This is a genomic window from Pseudomonas sp. GW821-FHT01E10, from assembly GCF_059422365.1.
Genome location: NZ_JBWKWT010000024.1, coordinates 20,293 through 42,963 on the forward strand (window position 1 = coordinate 20,293; position 22,671 = coordinate 42,963).

A 22,671-nucleotide genomic window follows, 5' to 3' on the forward strand; every position below is an offset into this window, starting at 1 on the left:
ATCTGAATCAAAGGATATTGGAGTAATCCGCTTCGATCCGGTCCAGGCTCAGGTGGTTGAGGAAGTTGGAGAAGCACATCCACGCCGACAACGCGTTCATGTCGCGGAACTGCTCGGGCAGGTACTTGGGCGGCACCACCAGGCCTTCGTCCACCAATTGGCGCAAGGTCCGCATGTCCTCCAGCGTAGTCTTGCCGCAGAACAACAGCGGTATCTGCTCCAGCTTGCCTTTGCGCACGGCCAACTGAATGTAGTTGTAAATCATGATAAAGCCCTTGAGGTAGGACAAGTCTTTGGTAAATGGCAGACCATTCGGCACCGAGCCGCGGAACACCCGACTGGCATTGCCGTAGCTTTCGGCCATTTCAAAGCCCTGAGCCCGGAAGAACTCAAAGATCTGCAAGAAGTCCGCGCCCTCCTCCACCATATGAATGGCGCGGGTGCGGTTGGTCAGTTTGCGCAAGCGGCTCGGGTAGGAGGCGAAGGTGATGATCTCCATCAGGATCGCCAGGCCCTCCTGAGTCACGGTGGACGACGGCGGGCCCTTGGACAGGAACGTACAGATCGGCTGATTCAGGCCGTTGAGGGTGGTGCCCACATGCACCAGCCCTTCATGGACTTCCAGCGCACGCACGTCGCGATTGTTGAACATCGCGTCGGTGCGGATCTTGATGTAGTCGGCGCCGGCCGCCGCGTCGGCGACGATCCCGTCGGACTCGAACACCCGGATGGTTTCCTCGTTTTCGCCAAACACCTTGTTCAACCGATGTTGCAGCAGGTCGACGGCTTCCTTGGCCGTGAGGACTTTCGGTTCGTCCTTGAGGTCGCCACGGCCGTCGATGTTGTTCAGGTAATCGGAGAGCATCAGCCCCAGGTCGGCCAGGGTCGGGTCGCCGGCGTGAAACGCATCGGACGCCGCGCCGTACAACTCCTGGGAAATCAACCCGAAATCCTCGGTGCCGCGCGCTTCAAGCATGCGCACCACCATGCGGTATTCCTTGCACATGCGGCGCATGATCTGCCCGACCGGGTTGAACTGGCCAAGTTGCCGAGTGATGTCGCGCTCGATGTTCTGGAACTCCAGCTTCACTTTGCTGGAGTCGAACGACAGCGGTCGATTGAGGTAGTAGTCGCGGTCCACGGCCGGCATTTCCTTGCCCTTGCCCTTGAGGAACCCCTTGCGAATACTGTCATCCCACTTGACCGCATCCAGAATGCGAATCGGCGTCTGCGCCAGCACTATGCGATCGGACAACATGCGTATCGTCTGCTGGTATTCGTCCACCCGAGACTCCTGTAGTAAAGCTGTTACGTGCTGGGTTTATTTGGTTTTGGCCAGGCGCTGATAGCGTACCGCTTCGACGAAGACATCGGAATTGGCCGGGTCGTCGAGGTAGGCGAATACCTGATCCAGGCTGTTGTTGATCAACACCCCATCGCCATCTTCAGTCTGAAAGCCTTCGCCACTGAGGGCTTCTTGCCCCATGGCCTGTCTGATCTGCTCAAGGTCGAGGTTGTAGACCACCAGTTCGTGCTTATCGTTGAGCTCGAAACCGGCGATGGTGAAATGCCCGCCGAACTGCGCCGGCACCTTCGCCGACAGGTACCAGCGATTGCCATGGCGCGACACCGTGAAAGGATAGGCTTCGCGCTCATGGGGTTTGGCCTTGAAGTAGCTGACCGCCTGGTAGTGATTGTCGCCGACGCGTGTCAGTTCCAGGTTCATCGGCTCGCCCCAGGCATTGGTGCTGGCCCATTTGCCGAGCAACCCTTTGGGCGCGGGCTCGCTGGCGGGCAGCGACTCCTTGAAGGTCACCAGGCAGCCACTGAGCAGCAGGAACGACAAGGCGATCACCACGACACGCCAGGCTTTCATTCAACACTCCCTATCGACACACGATGCCCCCTACTGGCCACTCTCCCACAGGGTTGAGTCCCACAAGGGGTTACACCGACGCCAGTACCAGGTGCATGTAGCGGGTCAGGATGCCGAGCATTTCCTCTTCGGCAACAGGCTCGGCATCGTTGAGCAGGCCCTGATATTCCATCCGTCCGACAATCGCCGTCAACACTTTGGCATCTTGTTGTGGCTCGCGGGAACCCAATACTTCGAAAAGCTGGCAGGTGCCCTGCAAGAGAATTTGTTGATGGGAACGCACCAACAACGCCAGACGCGGGTTGAGCAACGCTTCCTGGCGGAAGGCTTGCTCGGCCATCAGGTGCTCGCGGCGATTGATCAGTTGCCGATGAACATAGTCAGCCATCAGCCGTGCGATATCGTCCGCCAGCTGTGAGCGCGACTCGGCGGTGCCATCACTGCTGACAACCATCTCGCGCAACAGGCCTTCGTTGCTGGCCCACAACCGGGCCATGTATGCCGCGCTGCGCTCCACGTATTGGGCGAAGGTATCGGTGAGCAGGTCATCGATGTCCTTGAAATAGTAAGTGGTGGCCGACAGCGGCACACAGGCCTCGGCTGCTACCGCACGGTGCCGCACGGCCCGCACGCCATCGCGCACGACAATGCGCATCGCCGCGTCGAGAATGTCCTGTCGACGCTGTTCGCTGCCCTGTCGGCTGGCCTTGCGGCCCTGGTACTGAACACTTTCAGCGACCGCAGTGGCGATATCCGCTGCACCTTCTTGAGCAATTGCACGATTCACGACAGGTATTCCTCTCTAACGTCAAAAGTAACCAATTGATACGTTTGTACCAGACAGGCAATAAAAAGCCGCCTGTTTTAGGCGGCTTTTTAATTGAAACATTTACGCTTGCGGGCGCATGTGCGGGAACAGGATCACGTCGCGAATCGACGGTGAGTTGGTCAGCAACATCACCAGACGGTCGATGCCGATCCCTTCACCGGCGGTCGGCGGCATGCCGTACTCCAGCGCACGAACGAAGTCGGCGTCGTAGTGCATGGCTTCATCGTCGCCAGCATCCTTGTCGGCCACCTGTGCCATGAAGCGCTCGGCCTGGTCTTCCGCGTCGTTCAACTCGGAGTAGGCGTTGGCGATTTCACGGCCGCCGATGAACAGTTCGAAACGGTCGGTGACGTTCGGGTTCTCGTCGTTACGACGGGCCAGCGGCGACACTTCGAACGGGTACTGGGTAATGAAGTGCGGCTGTTCCAGCTTGTGCTCGACCAGTTCTTCGAAAATCATCACCTGCAGTTTGCCCAGGCCTTCGAAACCGAGCACCTTGGCGCCGGCCTTCTTGGCGATGGCGCGGGCCTTGTCGATGTCGTTCAGGTCGGCAGCGGTCAGTTCAGGGTTGTACTTGAGGATCGAGTCGAACACCGACAGGCGCACGAACGGCTCGCCGAAGTGGAACACCTTGTCGCCGTAAGGCACGTCGGTGCTGCCCAGAACCAGCTGCGCCAGTTCGCGGAACAGTTCCTCGGTCAGGTCCATGTTGTCTTCGTAGTCAGCGTGGGCCTGGTAGAACTCGAGCATGGTGAACTCGGGGTTGTGCCGGGTCGAAACGCCTTCGTTACGGAAGTTGCGGTTGATTTCGAAGACTTTTTCAAACCCGCCAACAACAAGCCGCTTGAGGTACAGCTCCGGCGCAATGCGCAAGAACATCTGCATGTCCAGCGCGTTGTGGTGAGTTTCGAACGGCTTGGCCGCCGCACCGCCCGGAATGGTTTGCAGCATCGGCGTTTCGACTTCCAGGAAGTCACGCTTCATCAGGAAGCTGCGGATGTGCGCAATCACTTGCGAACGCACGCGGAAGGTCTGGCGCACGTCTTCGTTGACGATCAGGTCGACGTAACGCTGGCGGTAGCGCTGCTCGGTGTCGGACAGGCCGTGGTGCTTGTCTGGCAGCGGGCGCAGGGATTTGGTCAGCAGGCGCACATTGGTCATTTCAACGTACAGGTCGCCCTTGCCGGAACGGGCCAGGGTGCCTTCGGCGGCAATGATGTCGCCCAGGTCCCAGGTTTTCACCGCGGCCAGGGTCTCTTCGGACAGGGTTTTACGGTTGACGTAAACCTGGATGCGCCCGGACATGTCCTGAATCACCATGAACGAGCCACGGTTGAGCATGAGACGACCGGCAACCTTGACCGGGATCGCAGCCTCTGCCAGCTCTTCCTTGGTCTTGTCCGCGTACTTCTTCTGCAAGTCTTCGCAGTAGGCGTCGCGGCGGAAGTCGTTGGGGAAGGCCTGGCCCTTGGCGCGCTCGGCAGCAAGCTTTTCCTTGCGCAGGGCGATCAGGGAGTTTTCTTCCTGTTGCAGGGCTTGCGGGTCGAGTTGTAGGTCGCTCATGTCTTTAAAAATTCCATCACAGATTCGTTGCCCCCAGCCTTCGGCTGGGGATCGCTGTAGGGCGTGCCTTACAGCCCTTGTTTCAGGCTCGCCACCAGGTATTCGTCGATGTCGCCGTCGAGCACCTTGTCGCAGTCGCTGCGTTCGATGTTGGTGCGCAGATCCTTGATCCGCGAGGCATCGAGCACGTACGAACGGATCTGGTGACCCCAGCCGATGTCCGACTTGGTGTCTTCCAGGGCCTGGGAGGCGGCGTTGCGTTTCTGCACTTCCTGCTCGTACAAGCGCGCCCGCAACATTTTCATCGCGGTGTCTTTGTTGGCGTGCTGGGAGCGTTCGTTCTGGCAGCTGACCACGGTGTTGGTCGGTACGTGAGTAATCCGTACGGCCGAGTCGGTGGTGTTTACGTGCTGACCACCGGCACCGGAGGAGCGGTAGGTGTCGATGCGCAGGTCCGACGGGTTGATGTCGATTTCGATGTTGTCATCGATTTCCGGCGACACGAACACGGCCGAGAACGAGGTGTGACGACGGTTGCCGGAGTCGAACGGGCTCTTGCGCACCAGACGGTGCACGCCGATTTCGGTACGCAGCCAGCCAAAGGCGTATTCGCCCTTGATGTGCACGGTCGCGCCTTTGATACCGGCGACTTCACCGGCCGACAATTCCATGATGGTCGCGTCGAAACCGCGTTTATCCGCCCAGCGCAGGTACATGCGCAGCAGGATGTTGGCCCAGTCCTGGGCCTCGGTACCGCCGGAGCCGGCCTGGATGTCCAGGTAGGCGTTGTTCTGGTCCATCTCGCCGCTGAACATGCGACGGAATTCGAGCTTCTCGAGGGCTTCGCGCAGGCGCTCCACTTCAAGGGCTACGTCGTCGACGGCGGCCTGGTCTTCTTCCTCGGCAGACATCAACAGCAGGTCCTTGGCATCGGCCAGACCGCTGGACATTTCATCGAGGGTTTCTACGATCTGGGCCAGCGCAGAGCGCTCGCGACCCAGGTTCTGAGCGTACTCAGGGTTGTTCCAGACACTCGGATCTTCAAGCTCGCGATTGACTTCGGTCAGACGCTCATGCTTTTGATCGTAGTCAAAGATACCCCCGAATAGTTTCGGAGCGCTCGGACAGGTCCTTGATACTGTTAAGGATCGGGTTGATTTCCATGGCGGGCAGCACTCGTTGGCGAACTTTTGAAAGCCGGCGAGTATAACGTAATCACGCTGTCAAGGCAGCCCGCCTGGCGGCTTTAGGGGCGAATGGTTTACGGAATAACGCGGGGGGCCCGTAGCAGCTGCCAAGCCCGCGAGGCTGCGTTCGGCGGCGCAGCCGTCGTAAAGTCAGACAACGCGGTCATTCAGGCAAACCGCATACACAGGACTTGCGAGGACTTCGTCCTCGAACGCAGCCTCGCGGGCTCGGCAGCTGCTACAGCGCTACAGTCAGCGGGTTACTCAATTCCCACCTGATTGCGCCCATTGTTCTTCGCCAGGTACAGCCCCTTGTCCGCCGCCAAGATCAATTGCCGGCAGTCGCTGCCCGGCTGCGGGATCACGGTCGACAGGCCGATGCTGATGGTCAGGCACGAACCTTCGGTCGGGAAAACGTGCGGGATCTTCAATTCGACCACGGTCTGGCGCAGTTTTTCCGCCACCAGCCGCGCACCGCCCGGCGAGGTGTTGGGCAAGACCAGGACGAACTCTTCGCCGCCGTAACGGGCCGGCAGGTCCGATGGCCTGGCGCTGGCGTCGCGAATGGCCGTGGCGACTTTGCGCAAGGCTTCATCGCCTTCGAGGTGGCCAAAACTGTCGTTGTAGGACTTGAAATAGTCGACATCGATCATCAGCAACGACAATTGCGTCTGGTCACGCAACGAACGCCGCCACTCCAGTTCCAGGTATTCGTCGAAGTGCCGGCGGTTCGACAGCCCGGTCAGGCCGTCGGAGTTCATCAAGCGTTGCAGCACCAGGTTGGTGTCGAGCAACTGTTGCTGGCTGACCCGCAACGCACGGTACGCCGCGTCACGCTGCAGCAGGGTCATGTAGGAGCGCGAGTGATAGCGGATGCGCGCCACCAGTTCGATGTTGTCCGGCAGCTTGACCAGGTAATCGTTGGCCCCGGCGGCAAACGCCGCGCTCTTGATCAGCGGGTCTTCCTTGGTCGACAGGACAATGATCGGAATGTCCTTGGTCGCCGGGTGATTACGGTATTCGCGCACCAGGCTCAGGCCGTCCAGGCCGGGCATGACCAGGTCCTGAAGGATCACCGTCGGCTTGATGCGAATCGCCTGGGCGATGGCCTGGTGCGGGTCGGCGCAGAAGTGGAAGTCGATGTTTTCTTCGTTCGACAGACCACGGCGCACCGCCTCGCCGATCATCGCCTGATCGTCCACCAACAACACCATGGCGGCGTTTTCGTCGGTTTTGAAGTCGTCGAGCTGTAATTCATTCATGTGCGGTCACCTGAGTACTGCTTGGGCCACGATTGCTGCTAATGATAGTCATTTTTGGAAAATCTCCAGCAAACGTGGCGCTATCTTGTCCAGCGGGCGGATTTCCACGGCAGCGTCGATGGCTGCGGCCGCCTTGGGCATTCCGTACACGGCACTGCTGTTCTGGTCCTGAGCGATGGTCAGGTAGCCCTGTTGGCGCATGAGTTTAAGCCCCTGGGCGCCGTCACGCCCCATACCGGTCAGTAGAACGCCCACGGCATCACCGCTCCAGTAATTGGCCACACTCTCGAAAAACACATCGATCGAAGGCCGATAGATCTCGTTGACCGGTTCGGCGGTGTAGGCCAGCGTGCCGTTTTTCAGCAAGCGGATATGGTGATTGGTACCGGCCAGCAGGATCGTGCCGCTTTGCGGCGGTTCACCTTCCTGGGCCAGGCGCACGTCCAGGCCGCTGGCGCTGGCCAGCCATTCGGCCATGCCGGCGGCGAACACCTGATCCACATGCTGGACCAGCACGATGGCCGCCGAAAAATCCCGGGGCAGGCCCTTGAGCAGCACTTCCAGCGCCGCCGGCCCGCCAGCGGATGAACCGATCGCCACCAGGTGCTGGCGCGAGGCCGAGTTGCGGTGCGGGCTCGGTGCCGATCGCTCCCGATTGCTGTGGTCACCGATCAACCAGCCAATGTTGAGGATCTTGCGCAGCAGCGGCGCAGCGGCTTCCTGAGGGTTACCAGCGCCCAGCGCCGGGGTATCGACCACATCCAGTGCGCCGTAGCCCATGGCTTCGAACACCCGGTGCACGTTCTGCTGACGGTCGACGGTGACGATGACGATCGCGCACGGGGTCTCGGCCATGATCCGCCGGGTCGCTTCCACGCCGTCCATCAACGGCATGATCAAGTCCATCAGGATCAGATCCGGGGTGTATTCGGTGCAACGTTGCACCGCCTCGGCCCCGTTGCTGGCAACCCAGACCACCTCGTGCGCCGGTTCGAACGCCAGGGCGCGGCGCAAGGCCTCTACCGCCATGGGCATATCGTTGACGATGGCGATTTTCATGCTCGCGCCCCTCCAATGAGCTCAACGACTGCATCCAGTAAGGCGTCATCATGAAAACTGGCCTTGGCTAGATAATAGTCGGCGCCGGCGTCCAGTCCACGACGACGGTCTTCTTCGCGGTCCTTGTAGGACACCACCATCACCGGCAGCGATTGCAGGCGATTGTCGCGACGCAATAAAGACACCAGCTCGATGCCGTCCATGCGTGGCATGTCGATGTCGGTGATCAGCAGATCGAAATCCTCCGAACGCAGGGCATTCCAGCCATCCATACCGTCCACCGCCACGACGACGTCGTAGCCGCGATTGAGCAGCAACTTGCGCTGCAACTCACGAACGGTCAGCGAATCGTCCACCACCAGAATCCGTTTGCGCGCGGCCTCAACGGCCTGATTGGCGTGCCGGGCAATGCGCTCCAGACGCCCGGTATTGAGCAGTTTGTCCACCGAACGCAGCATGTCTTCGACGTCGACGATCAGCACCACTGAGCCGTCGTCGAGCAAAGCCCCGGCGGAAATGTCCTGTACCTTGCCCAGACGCTCGTCCAGCGGCAGCACCACCAGCGTCCGCTCGCCGATATACCGCTCGACCGCCACCCCGTAGATCGCCTCGCGCTCGCGCATGACCACGACTTTGAGGGTCTGCGCGCTGTTCTGGCTCGCCGGCCGATGCAACAGCTGACTGGCGGCGACCAGCCCGACATGCCGGCCTTCGTACCAAAAGTGCTGCCGGCCTTCGACCTGCACGATGTCTTCCGGCTCCAGGTCGCACATGCGCTCGATGTGCGCCAGCGGGAAGGCATACGCCTCGTCACCGACTTCCACCACCAGACTGCGCACCACCGACAGCGTCTGCGGCACTTCAAGATGGAAACGACTGCCCGCGCCCGCCGTCTGCTCCAGCACCACGGCGCCGCGCAACTGCCGGACCATGTGCTGAACCGCATCCAGCCCGACGCCGCGCCCGGACACTTCGGTGACCGTGTCCCGCAGGCTGAAACCCGGCAGAAACAGGAACGTCAGCAGCTCTTCTTCGCTCAACTGCGCGGCAGTCTCGGCTGGGGATAACTGCCGCTCGACGATCGTGCGGCGGACCTTTTCCAGGTCGACGCCATTGCCATCATCGCTCAGCTCCAGCACCAGCAGACCGGCCTGATGGGAGGCTCGCAAACGGATCACTCCTTCCTCCGGCTTGCCCGCCAAGCGTCGCTGTTCCGGGGTTTCGATGCCATGATCCACCGCATTGCGCAGCAGGTGTGTCAGCGGCGCTTCGAGCTTTTCCAGTACGTCTCGGTCGACTTGGGTCTTGTCGCCCTCGATCTCCAGCCGCACCTGTTTGCCAAGGTCGCGCCCAAGATCGCGGACCATGCGTACTTGACCGCTCAGCACGTCGGCGAACGGCCGCATGCGACAGGCCAGCGCGGTGTCATACAACACTTGTGCGCGCTGACTGGCGTGCCAGGCGAACTCGTCCAGTTCGGCGTTTTTTTCCACCAGCAATTGCTGGGACTCGGCCAGCAATCGGCGGGCATCGCCCAAGGCTTCCTGGGCTTCGAGGCTCAAGGCATGGTCCTTGAGATGAACGTTGAGGCTTTCCAGCGCCCGCAGGCCATTGCTCTGCATGCGTTTAAGGCGCTGCATGGTGGCCAGGTGCGGCTTGAGGCGCTGGGTTTCCACCAGGGATTTACTCGACAGGTCGAGCAGGCTGTTCAAGCGCTCGGCCGTGACACGCAATACGCGCTCGCCAGTGTCGGTGGCGCGCCTGGTCTTGGACGCAGGCTCGGCGGGCTCTGCCTGAGGTGTTTCAATGAGTGTTTCGACGGGTGTTTCGACGGGTGTTTCGGCGGCACGAACGGGCGGCTCGACCCTGGGTGTCGACGGTTCGAGCTGAGGTTCTGCCATCGGCAGCGCGATGGGAACAGTCGCCATATGCTCAAGCAGCCGTCCCATCAAAACAACGTAAGCGTCGATATCCGCAGGCGCCGGAGCATTGTTCGGCGTCGCAATCCGCATCAGCAGATCAGTGCCCTGCAACAGCGCATCAATGTGTTCGGGTCGCAGGTACAGGCGCCCTTCCTGGGCGCTGACCAGGTAATCCTCCATCACGTGGGCGACGCTGACCCCGGCATCGACGCCTACAATCCGCGCCGCGCCCTTGAGCGAATGGGCCGCGCGCATGCACGACTCGAGGTAATCGGCCTGGGTCGGATCACGCTCCAGCGCCAGCAGACCGGCGCTCAGCACCAGGGTCTGGGCCTCGGCTTCCAGGCTGAACAGCTCCAGCAAGGAGGCGTCACGCATTTGGTCGGGGGTCATGTTAGGCTCCGGGTCACGGCAGACAGCAGCTGCTCTTCATCCAGCCAACGCAGGCTGCGACCTTTGAATGGCAAGACTCCGCGGGTGTATTTGGCGCTGGCCTGGGTGCCGGACTGGGACGCGGCATCGAGAATGCGCTCGTCGATGGCGTGAATCCCGTCCACTTCGTCCACCGGCACCACCACCGGCCCGCCGTGGGCGGCGATGATCAGCATCCGCGGCGTTACCCGCGCGCCGGGCGCCACGCTACTGGTGTCGTCGAGCCCCAACAGCTCCACCAAAGACAGGCACGCCACCAAGGCACCGCGCACATTCGCCACGCCGAGCAATGCCCGGGAACGCTGGTGCGGCAAGGAATGGATCGCTTGCAGTGGCGCCACTTCGACCAGGCTGCGAGTGGCCAGGCCCAGCCACTCTTCGCCGAGGCGAAACATCAGCAGCGAGCGGGTTTTCACCTCACTCTCGGCCACCGTGGAGATTTGCCCACGGTCGCCCTGCGACAAGGCGTAGCGGTCGAGCAAGCGCGTGGCGGCAGCCGAATACACCGCGCAATTGCGGCAATGAATGTGCTCGCTCAGCAGCGGGCAGGACTGGTCGCCGTGGATTCCGATGCGGTTCCAGCAGTCGTCGATGGCCTGGGCATCTTCATGGGTGACGCTCAAGGTGTCGGAGGCGTTCATCGTTTACGCTCACTGTCAGCGGCGCGCTCGCTGCGGGCGGCGCGGGCCTGCAATCGTCTGGCACCCGCCGTGTCGCCCTGGGATTGCAACAAGGCAGCCAGGTGCATCAACGCGTCGGGGTGTTGCGGTTCGAGGTACAACGCCTTGCGATAAAAACCCTGGGCCTCCAGGGCACTGCCGGCGACATCGCTGAGCAGCCCCAGCCAATAGAACACTTGGGCCACCGGTTCGTGACTGCGCAAATAACTTTCGCATGCGGAGCGGGCCTCGGCACTTTTGCCTTCATTGGCCAGCGCGGCGATATTCGCCAACAGCGTGGCGGCGTCCGAAGGGGTGGCCGAAGGGGTGGCGGCAGCCTGAGGTATCGGCACGACCGTCGCAAAAGGCCGACTGCGCACAGGCGGCGGAGTCACGCTGCGCAACGGTTGCTGCACTGGCAGCGACATCGGCGTGAAAGTCGCAGGCGGCTCGAGCGCGCTCTGGCGACTGAAGGCAAACGACTGCGGGATACCGATCGAGCGCATGCCGAAACGGCCGAGCAGACTGCCCTCGGCCGGGCCGATAAATAGCACGCCATCGACGTGAGTCAGGCGCTTGAGCACTTCGAACACTTGCTGCTGGGTCGGCTGGTCGAAATAAATCAGCAGGTTGCGACAGAACACGAAGTCATAGGGCGGCTCGTTGACCAGCAAGGTCGGATCCAGCAGGTTACCGACCTGTAAACGCACCTGTTCGAGCACGCGCCCGCTGAGGCGATAGTTATCGTGTTCAGCGGTGAAGTGGCGCTCGCGAAACTCGAGGTCCTGGCCACGAAACGAATTTTTGCCGTACAGCGCGAGCCTGGCCTTTTCCACCGACAGCGGGCTGACGTCCATGCCGTCGACCTTGAACTGGTGCGGCGCCAGCCCCGCATCAAGCAATGCCATGGCGATCGAGTACGGTTCTTCGCCAGTAGAACACGGCAAGCTGAGAATCCGCAGGGCGCGCATGTTGTTGATCGCCGCCAGCCGCTTGGCCGCCAGCTTCGCCAGCGTGGCGAAGGATTCCGGGTAACGGAAAAACCAGGTTTCGGGGACGATCACCGCTTCGATCAGCGCCTGCTGTTCGTCGCGCGAGCCCAGCAAAGTGTGCCAGTACTCATCGGCCGTCCGCGCCCGAACCGCCGTAATGCGCTGGCGCACCGCGCGCTCAATGATCGCCGGGCCGACCGAGCCGACATCCAGGCCGATACGCTCCTTGAGAAAATCGAAAAACCGTTGATCGCTGCTCATCCCTGCTCCTCAAACTGCGCCAGGTCCAGCGGCGGCGAGGGAAACAATAAGGCGCGAACCTGTGCATCCAGTAAATCGGCAACCCGCACCCATTGCAGCAGCCCCTGGGCATCTTCGCGCACCGGGCCGAGGTACGGCGCCTGGCGATTGTCCAGGCCATAAGGCTGATAGTCCGCCGGGTTGCAGCGCAACGTGTCGGTGACCTGCTCCAGAATCAGCCCGAGCAATTGCGCAGGCGTTGCCTCATCCGGCCGATAGTGCACCAACACCAGCCGCGTGCTGGTGCGGGCCTGGGCCGGTTGGCCAAACGTCAGCGCGCTGAGGTCGATCACCGGCACCACCGCGCCGCGATAGGCGAACACCCCCGCCACCCAGTCTGGCGCCCGGGGAATGGGTTTCAACGGCAGTTGCGGCAGCACTTCGGCCACCTCGATGGCCTGCAAGGCGTAGCGCTCGTTGCCGATGCGGAACACCAGAAACAACGACTGCTTCGCCGGCATCGCCACGCCGCGCCTGGCCGTAAGTTCGCTCATCAGACTTTGAATCGCGAGACACCGCCACGCAGCCCCACGGCTACCTGGCTCAGTTCGTCGATGGCGAAACTGGCCTGGCGCAGGGACTCAACCGTCTGGCTGCTGGCATCGCCCAATTGCACCAGCGCGTGGTTGATCTGCTCGGCGCCGGTGGCCTGGGCCTGCATGCCTTCGTTGACCATCAACACCCGTGGCGCCAGCGCCTGGACCTGATGAATGATCTGCGACAGCTGCTCGCCCACCTGCTGCACCTCGGACATGCCGCGGCGCACTTCCTCAGAGAACTTGTCCATGCCCATGACCCCGGCCGACACCGCCGACTGGATCTCGCGCACCATCTGCTCGATGTCGTAGGTGGCCACGGCGGTCTGGTCTGCCAGACGTCGCACTTCGGTGGCGACCACGGCAAACCCGCGACCATACTCGCCGGCCTTCTCGGCTTCGATCGCGGCGTTCAGGGACAACAGGTTGGTCTGGTCGGCGACTTTGACGATGGTCACCACCACCTGGTTGATGTTGCCGGCCTTCTCGTTGAGGATCGCCAGCTTGGCGTTCACCAGATCTGCCGCGCCCATCACCGAGTGCATGGTGTCTTCCATGCGCGCCAGGCCTTGCTGACCAGAACCGGCCAGCACCGAAGCCTGGTCGGCGGCGGTGGAGACTTCGGTCATGGTGCGCACCAGGTCGCGTGAGGTGGCGGCAATTTCACGGGATGTCGCACCGATTTCGGTGGTGGTGGCTGCAGTTTCGGTGGCGGTGGCCTGTTGCTGCTTGGAGGTCGCGGCGATTTCGGTGACCGACGTGGTGACCTGCACCGAGGAACGCTGGGCCTGGGACACCAACGAGGTGAGCTCGGTCATCATGTCGTTGAACCCGGTTTCCACCGCGCCGAACTCGTCCTTGCGATCCAGATTCAGGCGACTGCTGAGATCGCCGGTGCGCATGACTTCGAGGATATCCACAATGCGATTCATCGGCGCCATGATCGCGCGCATCAGCAGCAGGCCGCAGAGGCCGGCGGCGATGATTGCCACCAGCAAAGAGACGCCCATGCTGATTTTGGCGGCCGTCACCGCGTCACTGATGGCCAGCGTGGATTGTTCAGCCAGGGCGTGATTATTTTCAAGAAGGCTGTTCAATTGCATGCGCCCATTGACCCAGGCCGGCGTCAGTTTTTGCTCCAGGGCAAGCACCGCCTGGTCGTACTCTTTACGCTGATAGAGATCGATAACGTTGTTCATCTCTTTGTTGTAGAGCTGATGACGCACTTCGAACTCCTCGAACAGAGCCCGATCGTCCTCCGTGAAAATGGTTTTACGGTAGTTGGCTATTTGCTCGTTCAAGCGCTCTTCGAAACTTTTGTACATGGTCTGGTCGGCGACGGTCATTTCGCGATGCCCGGAAAGGCCGACAAGCTGTTGGGTGAGGTTAAAACTGTCGACCCACGCACCGCGGATCATCGAACTGTAATACACCCCCGGGACCGCATCGGTGCGAACCGATTCTGCGCCGGCGTCGATCTTCATCAGCCGAGAAAAAGACACCACAACCATCAGCAGCATGATTGCGATAATTACCGCAAAGCTCGCCAAAATGCGTTGGCGCAACGTCCAGTTCTTCACAGTCAGTCCTCGGTGCGGGTCAAATTGCGGGGGAGTATAGCTGAGGGCGATGTTTCATTTATAAGACGCTGAGCATCGTTTCTCATCCCGCCAATAAAAAGCAGGGATTCGACAGAAACATCACGTCCCGCATTGGAAATTTGTCGACCGTGACATCGGGCACTAGTCTGGATAAACCCATGACACAGCCGGGCCTCAGTCAGCCTCCCACAAAGCGCACTACGCTAATAACAAGCCACTCGTGGCGAACTACCCCGTTCAACGCTGTCCCGACCCTAATTAAAGAAGAGGGAAACCCCATGTTCGAACACAAGACCGCACTGCTCAGTGCAATCGCCACGGCGCTTCTGGCCAGCGCCAGCCTGCAGGCCGCCGAACCGCTGAAAGCCGTCGGTGCCGGCGAAGGTCAGCTGGATATCGTTGCCTGGCCCGGCTATATCGAACGGGGCGAAAGCGACAAGGCCTACGACTGGGTCAGCGCTTTCGAGAAGGAAACCGGCTGCAAGGTCAACGTCAAGACGGCCGGCACATCCGATGAGATGGTCAGCCTGATGGCCAAGGGCGGTTACGACCTGGTGACGGCGTCCGGCGATGCCTCCCTGCGCTTGATCGCCGGTAAGCGCGTCCAGCCGATCAACACCGCATTGATCCCCAACTGGAAGAATCTCGATCCGCGCCTGAAGGATGGGCCGTGGTACGTGGTCGACAAGCAAACCTATGGCACCCCGTACCAATGGGGGCCGAATGTGCTCATGTACAACACCAACGTGTTCAAACAGCCGCCGACCAGTTGGAGCGTGATACTCGAAGAGCAGAAGCTGCCCGACGGCAAATCCAACAAGGGCCGCGTGCAGGCGTATGACGGCCCGATCTACATCGCGGACGCGGCGCTGTACCTGAAAACCGCCAAGCCGGAACTGGGCATCAAGGACCCTTACCTGCTCGACGAAAAACAGTACAAGGCCGTTCTCGACCTGCTGCGCGCCCAGCAAAAGTTGATCCACCGCTACTGGCACGACACCACCGTGCAGATGAGTGACTTCAAGAACGAAGGCGTGGTGGCTTCCAGTTCCTGGCCGTATCAGGTCAACGGCCTGATGAACGAGAAACAGCCAGTCGCCTCGACCATCCCCAAAGAAGGCGCCACCGGGTGGGCCGACACCACCATGATGCACGCCGAAGCCAAGCACCCGAACTGTGCTTACAAATGGATGGACTGGTCGCTGACGCCGAAGGTCCAGGGTGATGTGTCCGCCTGGTTCGGCTCGCTGCCGGCGGTCCCGGCGGCGTGCAAGGCAAGCGAACTGCTGGGGGCCGAGGGGTGCAAGACCAACGGTTTCGACCAGTTCGACAAGATCGCCTTCTGGAAAACCCCGCAGGCTGAGGGTGGCAAGTACGTGCCTTATAGCCGTTGGACCCAGGACTACATCGCGATTATGGGAGGCAGGTAATACACCCCCTTGTGGCGAGGGAGCTTTGTGGCGAGGGGGCTTGCCCCCGTTGGGTGGCGAAGCCGCCCTGGAACCAGTCACCGCGGTCTAACAGATAAACCGCGCTCTCCTTTTCAGGGCTGCTACGCAGCCCAATGGGGCGGTGCGGCGGTCCGACAAGCCCCCCTCGCCACAGTGAGCATTCCAGCTAAAAAAGCACACCGATTCAGCTTTTTCAGAAGTCCAGGCAGGGGCCGCTGTGATGGGCCCCCGCTTTTTGGGAGCACCGTATCCATGACGCTTGCAGTCCAGTTCACCAACGTTTCCCGTCAGTTCGGTGAGGTGAAGGCCGTTGACCGGGTTTCCATCGACATCCAGGACGGCGAGTTCTTTTCCCTGCTGGGCCCTTCTGGCTCAGGTAAAACCACCTGCCTGCGTCTGATCGCCGGTTTCGAACAGCCGAGCACCGGCTCCATCCGCATCCATGGCTTAGAGGCCGCCGGGCTGCCGCCGTATCAGCGCGACGTGAACACCGTGTTCCAGGATTACGCGCTGTTCCCGCACATGAACGTACTCGACAACGTCGCCTACGGTTTGAAAGTCAAAGGCGTCGGCAAGAGCGAACGCCACAAACGCGCCGAAGAAGCCCTCGACATGGTCGCCCTCAACGGCTACGGCGAGCGCAAACCGGTGCAGCTGTCGGGCGGCCAACGCCAGCGTGTGGCCCTGGCTCGCGCGCTGGTCAATCGCCCTCGCGTGTTGTTGCTCGACGAACCCTTGGGCGCCCTCGACCTGAAGCTGCGCGAGCAAATGCAAGGCGAACTGAAGAAGCTGCAACGTCAGCTCGGCATCACCTTTATCTTCGTCACCCACGACCAGACCGAAGCGTTGTCGATGTCCGACCGCGTGGCGGTGTTCAACAAGGGGCGTATCGAACAGGTCGACACGCCGCGCCACCTCTATATGAAACCGACAACCACCTTCGTCGCCGAATTCGTCGGCACGTCCAATGTGATACGCGGTGATCTGGCCCGGCAGTTGAGCGGCAATCCTCAGCCGTTTTCGATCCGCCCGGAACACGTGCGTTTCGCCGAAGGGCCGCTGGCCAGCCATGAAATAGAAGTCAGCGGCGTGCTTCATGACATCCAGTATCAGGGCAGCGCCACCCGCTATGAACTGAAACTGGAAAACGGCCAGACCCTGAACATCAGCCAGGCCAACGTCCAGTGGCTGGACGTCAGTGCGCAACATCAGCCCGGGCAACGCATCAGCGCTCGCTGGGCACGCGAGGCGATGATCCCGCTGCACGACAATGTTGTAGGCGGGGTATGAGATGGACAGTGTGATCTCTCGAACCCCGGCCAACGGCTCGCCGCTGCGCCGGTTTTCCAACCTGCTGTACCGGCGGCCGAACCTGTATCTGTCGCTGCTGCTGGTGCCGCCGTTGCTGTGGTTTGGCGCCATCTACCTCGGCTCGCTGCTGACTCTGCTGTGGCAAGGCTTCTACACCTTCGATGACTTCACCATGACGGTCACCCCCGACCTGACCCTGGCGAACTTCGCAGCGCTGTTCCAGCCATCGAACTTCGACATCATCCTGCGCACCCTGAGCATGGCCATCGTCGTGTCGATCGCCAGTGCAATCGTGGCCTTCCCGATCGCCTACTACATGGCGCGCTACACCAGCGGCAACACCAAGGCGTTTTTCTACATCGCGGTGATGATGCCGATGTGGGCCAGTTACATCGTCAAGGCCTATGCCTGGACCTTGCTGCTGGCCAAGGGCGGCGTGGCCCAGTGGTTCGTTCAGTACCTGAACCTGGAGCCGGTGTTGCAGTTCGTACTCGGGATGCCGGGAGTGGGTGGCAGCACCCTATCGACCTCGCACCTGGGGCGGTTCATGGTGTTTGCCTATATTTGGCTGCCGTTCATGATCCTGCCGATCCAGGCGTCACTGGAACGCCTGCCGCCGTCCTTGCTGCAAGCTTCGGCGGATCTGGGCGCCAAGCCGCGTCAGACCTTCATGCAAGTGATTCTGCCGCTGTCGATTCAGGGGATCGCGGCCGGTTCGATTTTCACGTTTTCACTGACACTGGGCGACTTCATCGTGCCGCAACTGGTGGGCCCACCGGGCTACTTCGTCGGCAGCATGGTCTACGCCCAGCAAGGGGCGATCGGCAACATGCCGATGGCGGCGGCCTTCACGCTGGTGCCGATCGTGCTGATCGCCATTTACCTGTCCATCGTCAAACGCCTGGGGGCCTTCGATGCGCTCTGACGCTTCCTCTCAAGACCGGGCATCCCTGGGCCTGCGCATCGCCGCCTGGGGCGGGTTGCTGTTCTTGCACTTCCCGATCCTGATCATCTTCCTCTATGCCTTCAACACCGAAGACGCAGCGTTCAGCTTTCCGCCCAAGGGCTTCACCCTGAAGTGGATCGCCGTGGCGTTCTCGCGGCCCGACGTACTGGAGGCGATCAAGCTGTCACTGCAGATCGCCGCCATCGCCACGCTGATTGCGCTGATCCTCGGCACCCTCGCCTCGGCGGCGTTGTACCGGCGGGACTTCTTCGGCAAGCAAGGTATTTCGCTGATGCTGATCCTGCCGATTGCATTGCCGGGGATCATCACCGGGATCGCGCTGCTGGCGACCTTCAAGACCCTGGGGATCGAGCCGGGGGTATTCACCATCGTGATCGGTCACGCGACCTTCTGCGTGGTGATCGTCTACAACAACGTCATCGCCCGATTGCGCCGCACGTCCTACAGTTTGATCGAAGCGTCGATGGACCTCGGCGCCGACGGCTGGCAGACCTTCCGCTACATCGTCCTGCCGAACCTCGGCTCGGCGTTGCTGGCTGGCGGCATGCTGGCGTTTGCCCTGTCGTTCGACGAAATCATCGTCACCACCTTCACCGCCGGCCACGAACGCACCTTGCCGTTGTGGCTGCTCAACCAGCTCAGCCGCCCTCGGGACGTGCCGGTGACCAACGTCGTGGCGATGCTGGTCATGATGGTGACCATGTTGCCGATTCTCGGCGCGTATTACCTGACCCGTGGTGGGGAGAGTGTTGCGGGTAGTGGCGGAAAATAACTGACAACTCATTTCCCAATGTGGGAAGCGGATTCTGTAGGAGCGAGGCTTGCCCGAAGGCGTCCTCAAGAACGTCAAAAGCTTCGCGGGCAAGCCTCGCTCCTACAGAGATTCGGTTTCCACAGAGGGAAAACAACAGCTTCGGAGGACAAAGCCATGCAAACCAAACTCTTGATCAATGGCCAACTGGTCGCCGGCGACGGCCCCGCCCAAGCCGTGTTCAACCCGGCCCTCGGTCGCGTACTGGTGGAAATCAACGAAGCCAGCGAAGCCCAGGTCGACGCCGCCGTGCGCGCCGCCGATAGCGCCTTCGAAGGCTGGTCGCAAACCACGCCGAAAGAACGCTCGCTGTTGCTGCTCAAACTCGCCGACATCATCGAAGCCCATGGCGAAGAGCTGGCCAAACTGGAGTCGGACAACTGCGGCAAACCCTACAGCGCCGCGCTGAACGACGAGATCCCGGCGATTGCCGACGTGTTCCGATTCTTCGCCGGGGCCAGCCGTTGCATGAGCGGTGCGCTGGGGGGTGAATACTTGCACGGCCACACCTCGATGATCCGCCGCGACCCGGTCGGCGTGATTGCCTCCATCGCGCCATGGAACTACCCGCTGATGATGCTCGCCTGGAAAGTCGCCCCAGCCCTGGCCGCCGGTAATACCGTGGTGCTCAAGCCGTCGGAACAAACCCCGCTGACCGCCCTGCGCCTGGCAGAACTGGCGTCGGAGATTTTCCCGGCGGGTGTGCTTAACCTGGTGTTCGGTCGTGGTCCTTCCGTTGGCACCCCACTGGTCACCCACCCGAAAGTGCGCATGGTGTCGCTGACCGGCTCCATCACTACCGGCTCGAACATCATTTCCAGCACCGCCGGCAGCGTCAAACGCATGCACATGGAACTGGGCGGCAAGGCGCCGGTGATCATCTTCGACGATGCCGACATCGACGCCGCCGTGGAAGGCATTCGCACCTTCGGTTTCTACAACGCCGGGCAGGACTGCACTGCCGCTTGCCGCATCTACGCTCAGGCAGGCATCTATGACACCTTCGTCGAGAAGCTCGGCGCCGCGGTCAGCAGCCTCAAGTACGGCTTGCAGGATGATCCGTCGACGGAGCTGGGACCATTGATCAGCGCGCAACATCGTGACCGCGTAACCGGGTTTGTCGAGCGGGCCATGGCGCAACCGCACATTCGGTTGATCACCGGCGGCAAGCCAGTGGAAGGCAATGGCTTCTTCTTTGAACCGACGGTGCTGGCCGACGCACAACAGGACGACGAGATCGTGCGCCGCGAAGTGTTCGGGCCGGTGGTATCGGTAACCAAATTCACCGATGAAGCGCAGGCGCTGGCCTGGGCCAACGACTCGGAGTACGGCCTGGCATCGTCAGTCTGGACCTCGGACGTCGGCCGCGCCCATCGCCTGTCTGCGCGCCTGCAGTACGGCTGCACCTGGGTGAACACCCACTTCATGCTGGTCAGCGAAATGCCGCACGGTGGTCAGAAACTGTCCGGTTATGGCAAGGACATGTCCATGTATGGGTTGGAGGACTACACGGTTGTGCGGCATGTGATGTTCAAGCATTAAAAGCGAAAAGATCGCGGCCTGCGGCAGTTCTCCTGTAAGCGCTGCCGCAGGCCGCGATCTTTTGCTCAACGGACAAAGCCTTTGCACCTCAAAACCGCGAAACACTCCTCATCGCATCCACCAGATAGCGCATCGCAATCCGGTCACTCTCCGACAGCTCGCGATAGCGCTCCACCAACTTCAACTCCTCCGAACTGAGACGACGCCTTCGCCGCCCGGTGGCCAGGCAGGGAAAGAGTCCTAACATTTCAGTGATGCCTTGTACTTTCGACATGGACGATGTCCTTCTATACGTCAAAGAAAACTGCAAAACCGCATCGCCCTATCACTTTCAGCGGCCGTCTTGTGTGCACTGAACCCACCGGCCTGAAGGGCCGAAACCGGTCATGCCCATAGAATAGAAATTAAATCGGCGCTGAAAAGCGGTTTTTAGAGTAATTAGTCGAAAAAAGCAGATATGCCCTATAAATCAGAAAACGCTGTGAGAAACGTTACCTGACATGTCTTGTTTCATTGCCGCGCTGTCGCGGTGCTATCAATCATTTTTGCTCTGTAATCGAACGGTTTAAGCTATTTGGCATCTCTTTACAGTCCGTTGTGTTTGGCCAAGGCATGTCCGAACCGCTATTTCTGATCCAGCACGTGCCAGGAACGGCGCGGGATTGTTCACGACAGGTTGTACTTATGCATCGCAGGAATTTGCTCAAAGCGTCCATGGCCATCGCGGCTTACACCGGTCTCTCGGCCACCGGCCTGCTGGCCGCAAACGCCTGGGCCGGCAGTGGCACTGCCGATGGCGACGCCCAGGCGTTCGACTTCGAAGCGCTGAAGAGCCAGGCCAAACAGCTCGCCGGCAAGCCGTATCAGGACACCAAACAGGTGCTGCCGCCGACGCTGGCAACCATGACGCCGCAGAACTTCAACGCGATCCGCTACGACGGCAATCACTCGCTGTGGAAGGATCTGAAAGGTCAGCTGGACGTGCAGTTCTTCCACGTCGGCATGGGTTTCAAGCAGCCGGTGCGCATGTACAGCGTCGATCCCAAGACTCGACTGGCGCGCGAGGTGCATTTCCGCCCGTCGCTGTTCAATTATGAAAAAACCACCGTCGATACCCAGCAGCTCAAGGGCGACCTGGGATTTTCCGGGTTCAAGCTGTTCAAGGCCCCGGAGCTGGATCAGCACGACGTACTGTCGTTCCTCGGCGCCAGCTATTTCCGTGCGGTAGACGCCACCGGCCAGTACGGTTTGTCGGCCCGCGGCCTGGCAATCGACACCTACGCCAAGAAGCGTGAAGAATTCCCGGACTTCACCAAGTTCTGGTTCGAGACACCGGACAAGGACAGCACCCGATTCGTGGTGTACGCCCTGCTCGATTCGCCAAGCGCCACCGGGGCCTACCGTTTTGACATCGATTGCCAGGCCGAGCGCGTGGTGATGGAAGTCGACGCCCACGTCAATGCCCGCACCGCCATCGAGCAACTGGGCATCGCACCGATGACCAGCATGTTCAGCTGCGGCACCCACGAACGCCGTATGTGCGACACCATTCACCCGCAAATCCACGACTCCGATCGCCTGGCCATGTGGCGTGGCAACGGCGAGTGGATCTGCCGTCCGCTGAACAACCCGGCCACCCTGCAATTCAACGCCTTCGCCGACACCGACCCGAAAGGCTTTGGCCTGGTGCAGACCGACCATGAATTCGACAGTTATCAGGACACCGTCGACTGGTACAGCAAGCGCCCGAGCCTGTGGGTAGAACCTACAACCGCGTGGGGCGAAGGCTCTATCGATTTGCTGGAAATTCCTACGACCGGCGAAACCCTGGACAACATCGTCGCGTTCTGGACGCCGAAGAAACCGGTCGCCGCCGGTGACTCCCTGAACTACGGCTACAAGCTCTATTGGAGCGCCCTGCCACCGACGGGTACGCCGCTGGCGCGGGTCAACGCGACCCGTTCGGGCATGGGCGGCTTTGTCGAAGGCTGGGCACCGGGTGAGCATTATCCTGAAGTCTGGGCACGCCGCTTTGCCGTGGACTTCACCGGCGGCGGGTTGGACCGCTTGCCCGAAGGCGCGGGGATCGAACCGGTGGTGACCTGCTCGAACGGTCAGGTGAAGGATTTCAACGTGCTGGTGCTCGATGACATCAAGGGCTACCGAATCACCTTTGACTGGTACCCGACCAATGACAGCGTGGCGCCGGTGGAGCTGCGGTTGTTCATTCGCACCAATGACCGCACGTTGAGTGAAACCTGGCTGTACCAGTATTTCCCGCCGGCGCCTGATAAGCGCAAGTACACCTGAGGTATTAGACGGGGTCCGGGCCGAACAACCGCCCAATATCCCGAACCAGAAATCAAAAAGC

18 protein-coding genes and 2 pseudogenes are annotated in these 22,671 nt (G+C 61.0%); 6 read left to right on the forward strand and 14 right to left on the reverse strand.

The window, feature by feature from the left end; genetic code table 11:
• Positions 1-7: 7 nt before the first annotated feature.
• The 13 genes and pseudogenes from AC07V0_RS26640 to AC07V0_RS26700 all read right to left on the reverse strand — a co-directional run.
• On the reverse strand, positions 8-1,258 hold the full coding sequence (locus tag AC07V0_RS26640) for a flavohemoglobin expression-modulating QEGLA motif protein (RefSeq protein ID WP_172901247.1): 1,251 nt from the start codon (positions 1,256-1,258) through the stop codon (positions 8-10).
• Between the two features lie 63 nt (positions 1,259-1,321).
• A complete protein-coding gene (locus tag AC07V0_RS26645) occupies positions 1,322-1,876 on the reverse strand; it encodes a hypothetical protein (protein ID WP_019581611.1) in 555 nt (184 codons plus the stop codon).
• Between the two features lie 70 nt (positions 1,877-1,946).
• Positions 1,947-2,663 carry a TetR/AcrR family transcriptional regulator gene (locus AC07V0_RS26650; protein WP_064616248.1) on the reverse strand — a complete coding sequence of 239 codons (717 nt, stop codon included), beginning with the start codon at positions 2,661-2,663 and terminating at the stop codon, positions 1,947-1,949.
• A 102-nt stretch (positions 2,664-2,765) separates the two neighbouring features.
• The gene (gene lysS, locus AC07V0_RS26655; RefSeq protein ID WP_018926680.1) at positions 2,766-4,268 is read right to left on the reverse strand and encodes a lysine--tRNA ligase; all 1,503 of its coding nucleotides are present in this window, start codon (positions 4,266-4,268) and stop codon (positions 2,766-2,768) included.
• Positions 4,269-4,336: 68 nt separating this feature from the next.
• Positions 4,337-5,432, reverse strand: a protein-coding gene (gene prfB, locus AC07V0_RS26660) for a peptide chain release factor 2 (protein WP_096481021.1) whose coding sequence is annotated in 2 segments (ribosomal slippage) — positions 4,337-5,359 and positions 5,361-5,432 — 1,095 coding nt in all. Because the reading frame shifts where the segments join, the coding sequence is not laid out codon by codon here.
• A 283-nt stretch (positions 5,433-5,715) separates the two neighbouring features.
• Complete coding sequence (locus AC07V0_RS26665) at positions 5,716-6,717, reverse strand: diguanylate cyclase domain-containing protein (RefSeq protein WP_495020056.1); 1,002 nt, start codon at positions 6,715-6,717, stop codon at positions 5,716-5,718.
• 48 nt (positions 6,718-6,765) lie between these two features.
• A complete protein-coding gene (locus AC07V0_RS26670) occupies positions 6,766-7,776 on the reverse strand; it encodes a chemotaxis response regulator protein-glutamate methylesterase (RefSeq protein WP_018926682.1) in 1,011 nt (336 codons plus the stop codon).
• Positions 7,773-10,091, reverse strand: a complete 2,319-nt coding sequence (locus AC07V0_RS26675) for a hybrid sensor histidine kinase/response regulator (protein ID WP_495020057.1) — start codon at positions 10,089-10,091, stop codon at positions 7,773-7,775. The genes AC07V0_RS26670 and AC07V0_RS26675 overlap by 4 nt, the downstream gene beginning before the upstream one ends.
• The gene (locus AC07V0_RS26680) at positions 10,088-10,771 is read right to left on the reverse strand and encodes a chemotaxis protein CheW (RefSeq protein WP_018926684.1); all 684 of its coding nucleotides are present in this window, start codon (positions 10,769-10,771) and stop codon (positions 10,088-10,090) included. The genes AC07V0_RS26675 and AC07V0_RS26680 overlap by 4 nt, the downstream gene beginning before the upstream one ends.
• Positions 10,768-12,042 (reverse strand): CheR family methyltransferase, encoded by a 1,275-nt coding sequence (locus AC07V0_RS26685; protein WP_495020058.1) that lies wholly within the window; start codon positions 12,040-12,042, stop codon positions 10,768-10,770. The genes AC07V0_RS26680 and AC07V0_RS26685 overlap by 4 nt, the downstream gene beginning before the upstream one ends.
• Positions 12,039-12,575 carry a chemotaxis protein CheW gene (locus AC07V0_RS26690; protein ID WP_495020059.1) on the reverse strand — a complete coding sequence of 179 codons (537 nt, stop codon included), beginning with the start codon at positions 12,573-12,575 and terminating at the stop codon, positions 12,039-12,041. The genes AC07V0_RS26685 and AC07V0_RS26690 overlap by 4 nt, the downstream gene beginning before the upstream one ends.
• A pseudogene (locus AC07V0_RS26695) lies at positions 12,575-13,750 on the reverse strand (methyl-accepting chemotaxis protein); the annotation flags it as partial. The pseudogene AC07V0_RS26695 and the gene AC07V0_RS26690, both read right to left, overlap by 1 nt.
• Positions 13,724-14,137, reverse strand: a pseudogene (locus tag AC07V0_RS26700) (MCP four helix bundle domain-containing protein); the annotation flags it as partial. The pseudogenes AC07V0_RS26700 and AC07V0_RS26695, both read right to left, overlap by 27 nt.
• A 359-nt stretch (positions 14,138-14,496) precedes the next feature.
• Between AC07V0_RS26700 and ydcS the strand changes: the two are divergent.
• The 5 genes from ydcS to AC07V0_RS26725 all read left to right on the forward strand — a co-directional run bounded on the left by ydcS (position 14,497) and on the right by AC07V0_RS26725 (position 20,300).
• Positions 14,497-15,648 carry a putative ABC transporter substrate-binding protein YdcS gene (ydcS, locus tag AC07V0_RS26705; RefSeq protein WP_018926690.1) on the forward strand — a complete coding sequence of 384 codons (1,152 nt, stop codon included), beginning with the start codon at positions 14,497-14,499 and terminating at the stop codon, positions 15,646-15,648.
• A 273-nt stretch (positions 15,649-15,921) separates the two neighbouring features.
• Positions 15,922-16,959, forward strand: coding sequence for an ABC transporter ATP-binding protein (locus AC07V0_RS26710; RefSeq protein ID WP_086946356.1), 1,038 nt, complete (start codon positions 15,922-15,924; stop codon positions 16,957-16,959).
• Position 16,960: 1 nt separating this feature from the next.
• Positions 16,961-17,905 (forward strand): ABC transporter permease, encoded by a 945-nt coding sequence (locus AC07V0_RS26715; RefSeq protein WP_495020060.1) that lies wholly within the window; start codon positions 16,961-16,963, stop codon positions 17,903-17,905.
• The gene (locus AC07V0_RS26720; protein ID WP_019581623.1) at positions 17,895-18,719 is read left to right on the forward strand and encodes an ABC transporter permease; all 825 of its coding nucleotides are present in this window, start codon (positions 17,895-17,897) and stop codon (positions 18,717-18,719) included. Before AC07V0_RS26715 ends, AC07V0_RS26720 begins: the two co-directional genes overlap by 11 nt.
• A gap of 156 nt (positions 18,720-18,875) precedes the next feature.
• Positions 18,876-20,300 (forward strand): gamma-aminobutyraldehyde dehydrogenase, encoded by a 1,425-nt coding sequence (locus tag AC07V0_RS26725; RefSeq protein WP_064616238.1) that lies wholly within the window; start codon positions 18,876-18,878, stop codon positions 20,298-20,300.
• A gap of 88 nt (positions 20,301-20,388) precedes the next feature.
• Here the strand turns inward: AC07V0_RS26725 and AC07V0_RS26730 are convergent, their stop codons facing one another.
• Positions 20,389-20,574, reverse strand: coding sequence for a hypothetical protein (locus AC07V0_RS26730; protein WP_007940616.1), 186 nt, complete (start codon positions 20,572-20,574; stop codon positions 20,389-20,391).
• 410 nt (positions 20,575-20,984) lie between these two features.
• Here AC07V0_RS26730 and AC07V0_RS26735 point away from each other — a divergent pair, with 410 nt between their 5' ends.
• The gene (locus AC07V0_RS26735; protein WP_019581625.1) at positions 20,985-22,610 is read left to right on the forward strand and encodes a glucan biosynthesis protein D; all 1,626 of its coding nucleotides are present in this window, start codon (positions 20,985-20,987) and stop codon (positions 22,608-22,610) included.
• The last annotated feature ends 61 nt before the right edge of the window (positions 22,611-22,671 follow it).

What these genes read in the sequence shown, in the direction of transcription:
- ydcS (WP_018926690.1), top strand. Translation starts at nt 14,497, where the DNA reads ATGTTCGAACACAAGACCGCACTGCTCAGTGCAATCGCCACGGCGCTT.
- AC07V0_RS26670 (WP_018926682.1), bottom strand. Translation starts at nt 7,776, where the DNA reads ATGAAAATCGCCATCGTCAACGATATGCCCATGGCGGTAGAGGCCTTG.
- AC07V0_RS26675 (WP_495020057.1), bottom strand. Translation starts at nt 10,091, where the DNA reads ATGACCCCCGACCAAATGCGTGACGCCTCCTTGCTGGAGCTGTTCAGC.
- AC07V0_RS26690 (WP_495020059.1), bottom strand. Translation starts at nt 12,575, where the DNA reads ATGAGCGAACTTACGGCCAGGCGCGGCGTGGCGATGCCGGCGAAGCAG.
- AC07V0_RS26715 (WP_495020060.1), top strand. Translation starts at nt 16,961, where the DNA reads ATGGACAGTGTGATCTCTCGAACCCCGGCCAACGGCTCGCCGCTGCGC.
- AC07V0_RS26640 (WP_172901247.1), bottom strand. Translation starts at nt 1,258, where the DNA reads ATGTTGTCCGATCGCATAGTGCTGGCGCAGACGCCGATTCGCATTCTG.
- AC07V0_RS26710 (WP_086946356.1), top strand. Translation starts at nt 15,922, where the DNA reads ATGACGCTTGCAGTCCAGTTCACCAACGTTTCCCGTCAGTTCGGTGAG.
- AC07V0_RS26720 (WP_019581623.1), top strand. Translation starts at nt 17,895, where the DNA reads ATGCGCTCTGACGCTTCCTCTCAAGACCGGGCATCCCTGGGCCTGCGC.
- AC07V0_RS26725 (WP_064616238.1), top strand. Translation starts at nt 18,876, where the DNA reads ATGCAAACCAAACTCTTGATCAATGGCCAACTGGTCGCCGGCGACGGC.
- AC07V0_RS26730 (WP_007940616.1), bottom strand. Translation starts at nt 20,574, where the DNA reads ATGTCGAAAGTACAAGGCATCACTGAAATGTTAGGACTCTTTCCCTGC.
- AC07V0_RS26680 (WP_018926684.1), bottom strand. Translation starts at nt 10,771, where the DNA reads ATGAACGCCTCCGACACCTTGAGCGTCACCCATGAAGATGCCCAGGCC.
- lysS (WP_018926680.1), bottom strand. Translation starts at nt 4,268, where the DNA reads ATGAGCGACCTACAACTCGACCCGCAAGCCCTGCAACAGGAAGAAAAC.
- AC07V0_RS26645 (WP_019581611.1), bottom strand. Translation starts at nt 1,876, where the DNA reads ATGAAAGCCTGGCGTGTCGTGGTGATCGCCTTGTCGTTCCTGCTGCTC.
- AC07V0_RS26685 (WP_495020058.1), bottom strand. Translation starts at nt 12,042, where the DNA reads ATGAGCAGCGATCAACGGTTTTTCGATTTTCTCAAGGAGCGTATCGGC.
- AC07V0_RS26735 (WP_019581625.1), top strand. Translation starts at nt 20,985, where the DNA reads ATGCATCGCAGGAATTTGCTCAAAGCGTCCATGGCCATCGCGGCTTAC.
- AC07V0_RS26665 (WP_495020056.1), bottom strand. Translation starts at nt 6,717, where the DNA reads ATGAATGAATTACAGCTCGACGACTTCAAAACCGACGAAAACGCCGCC.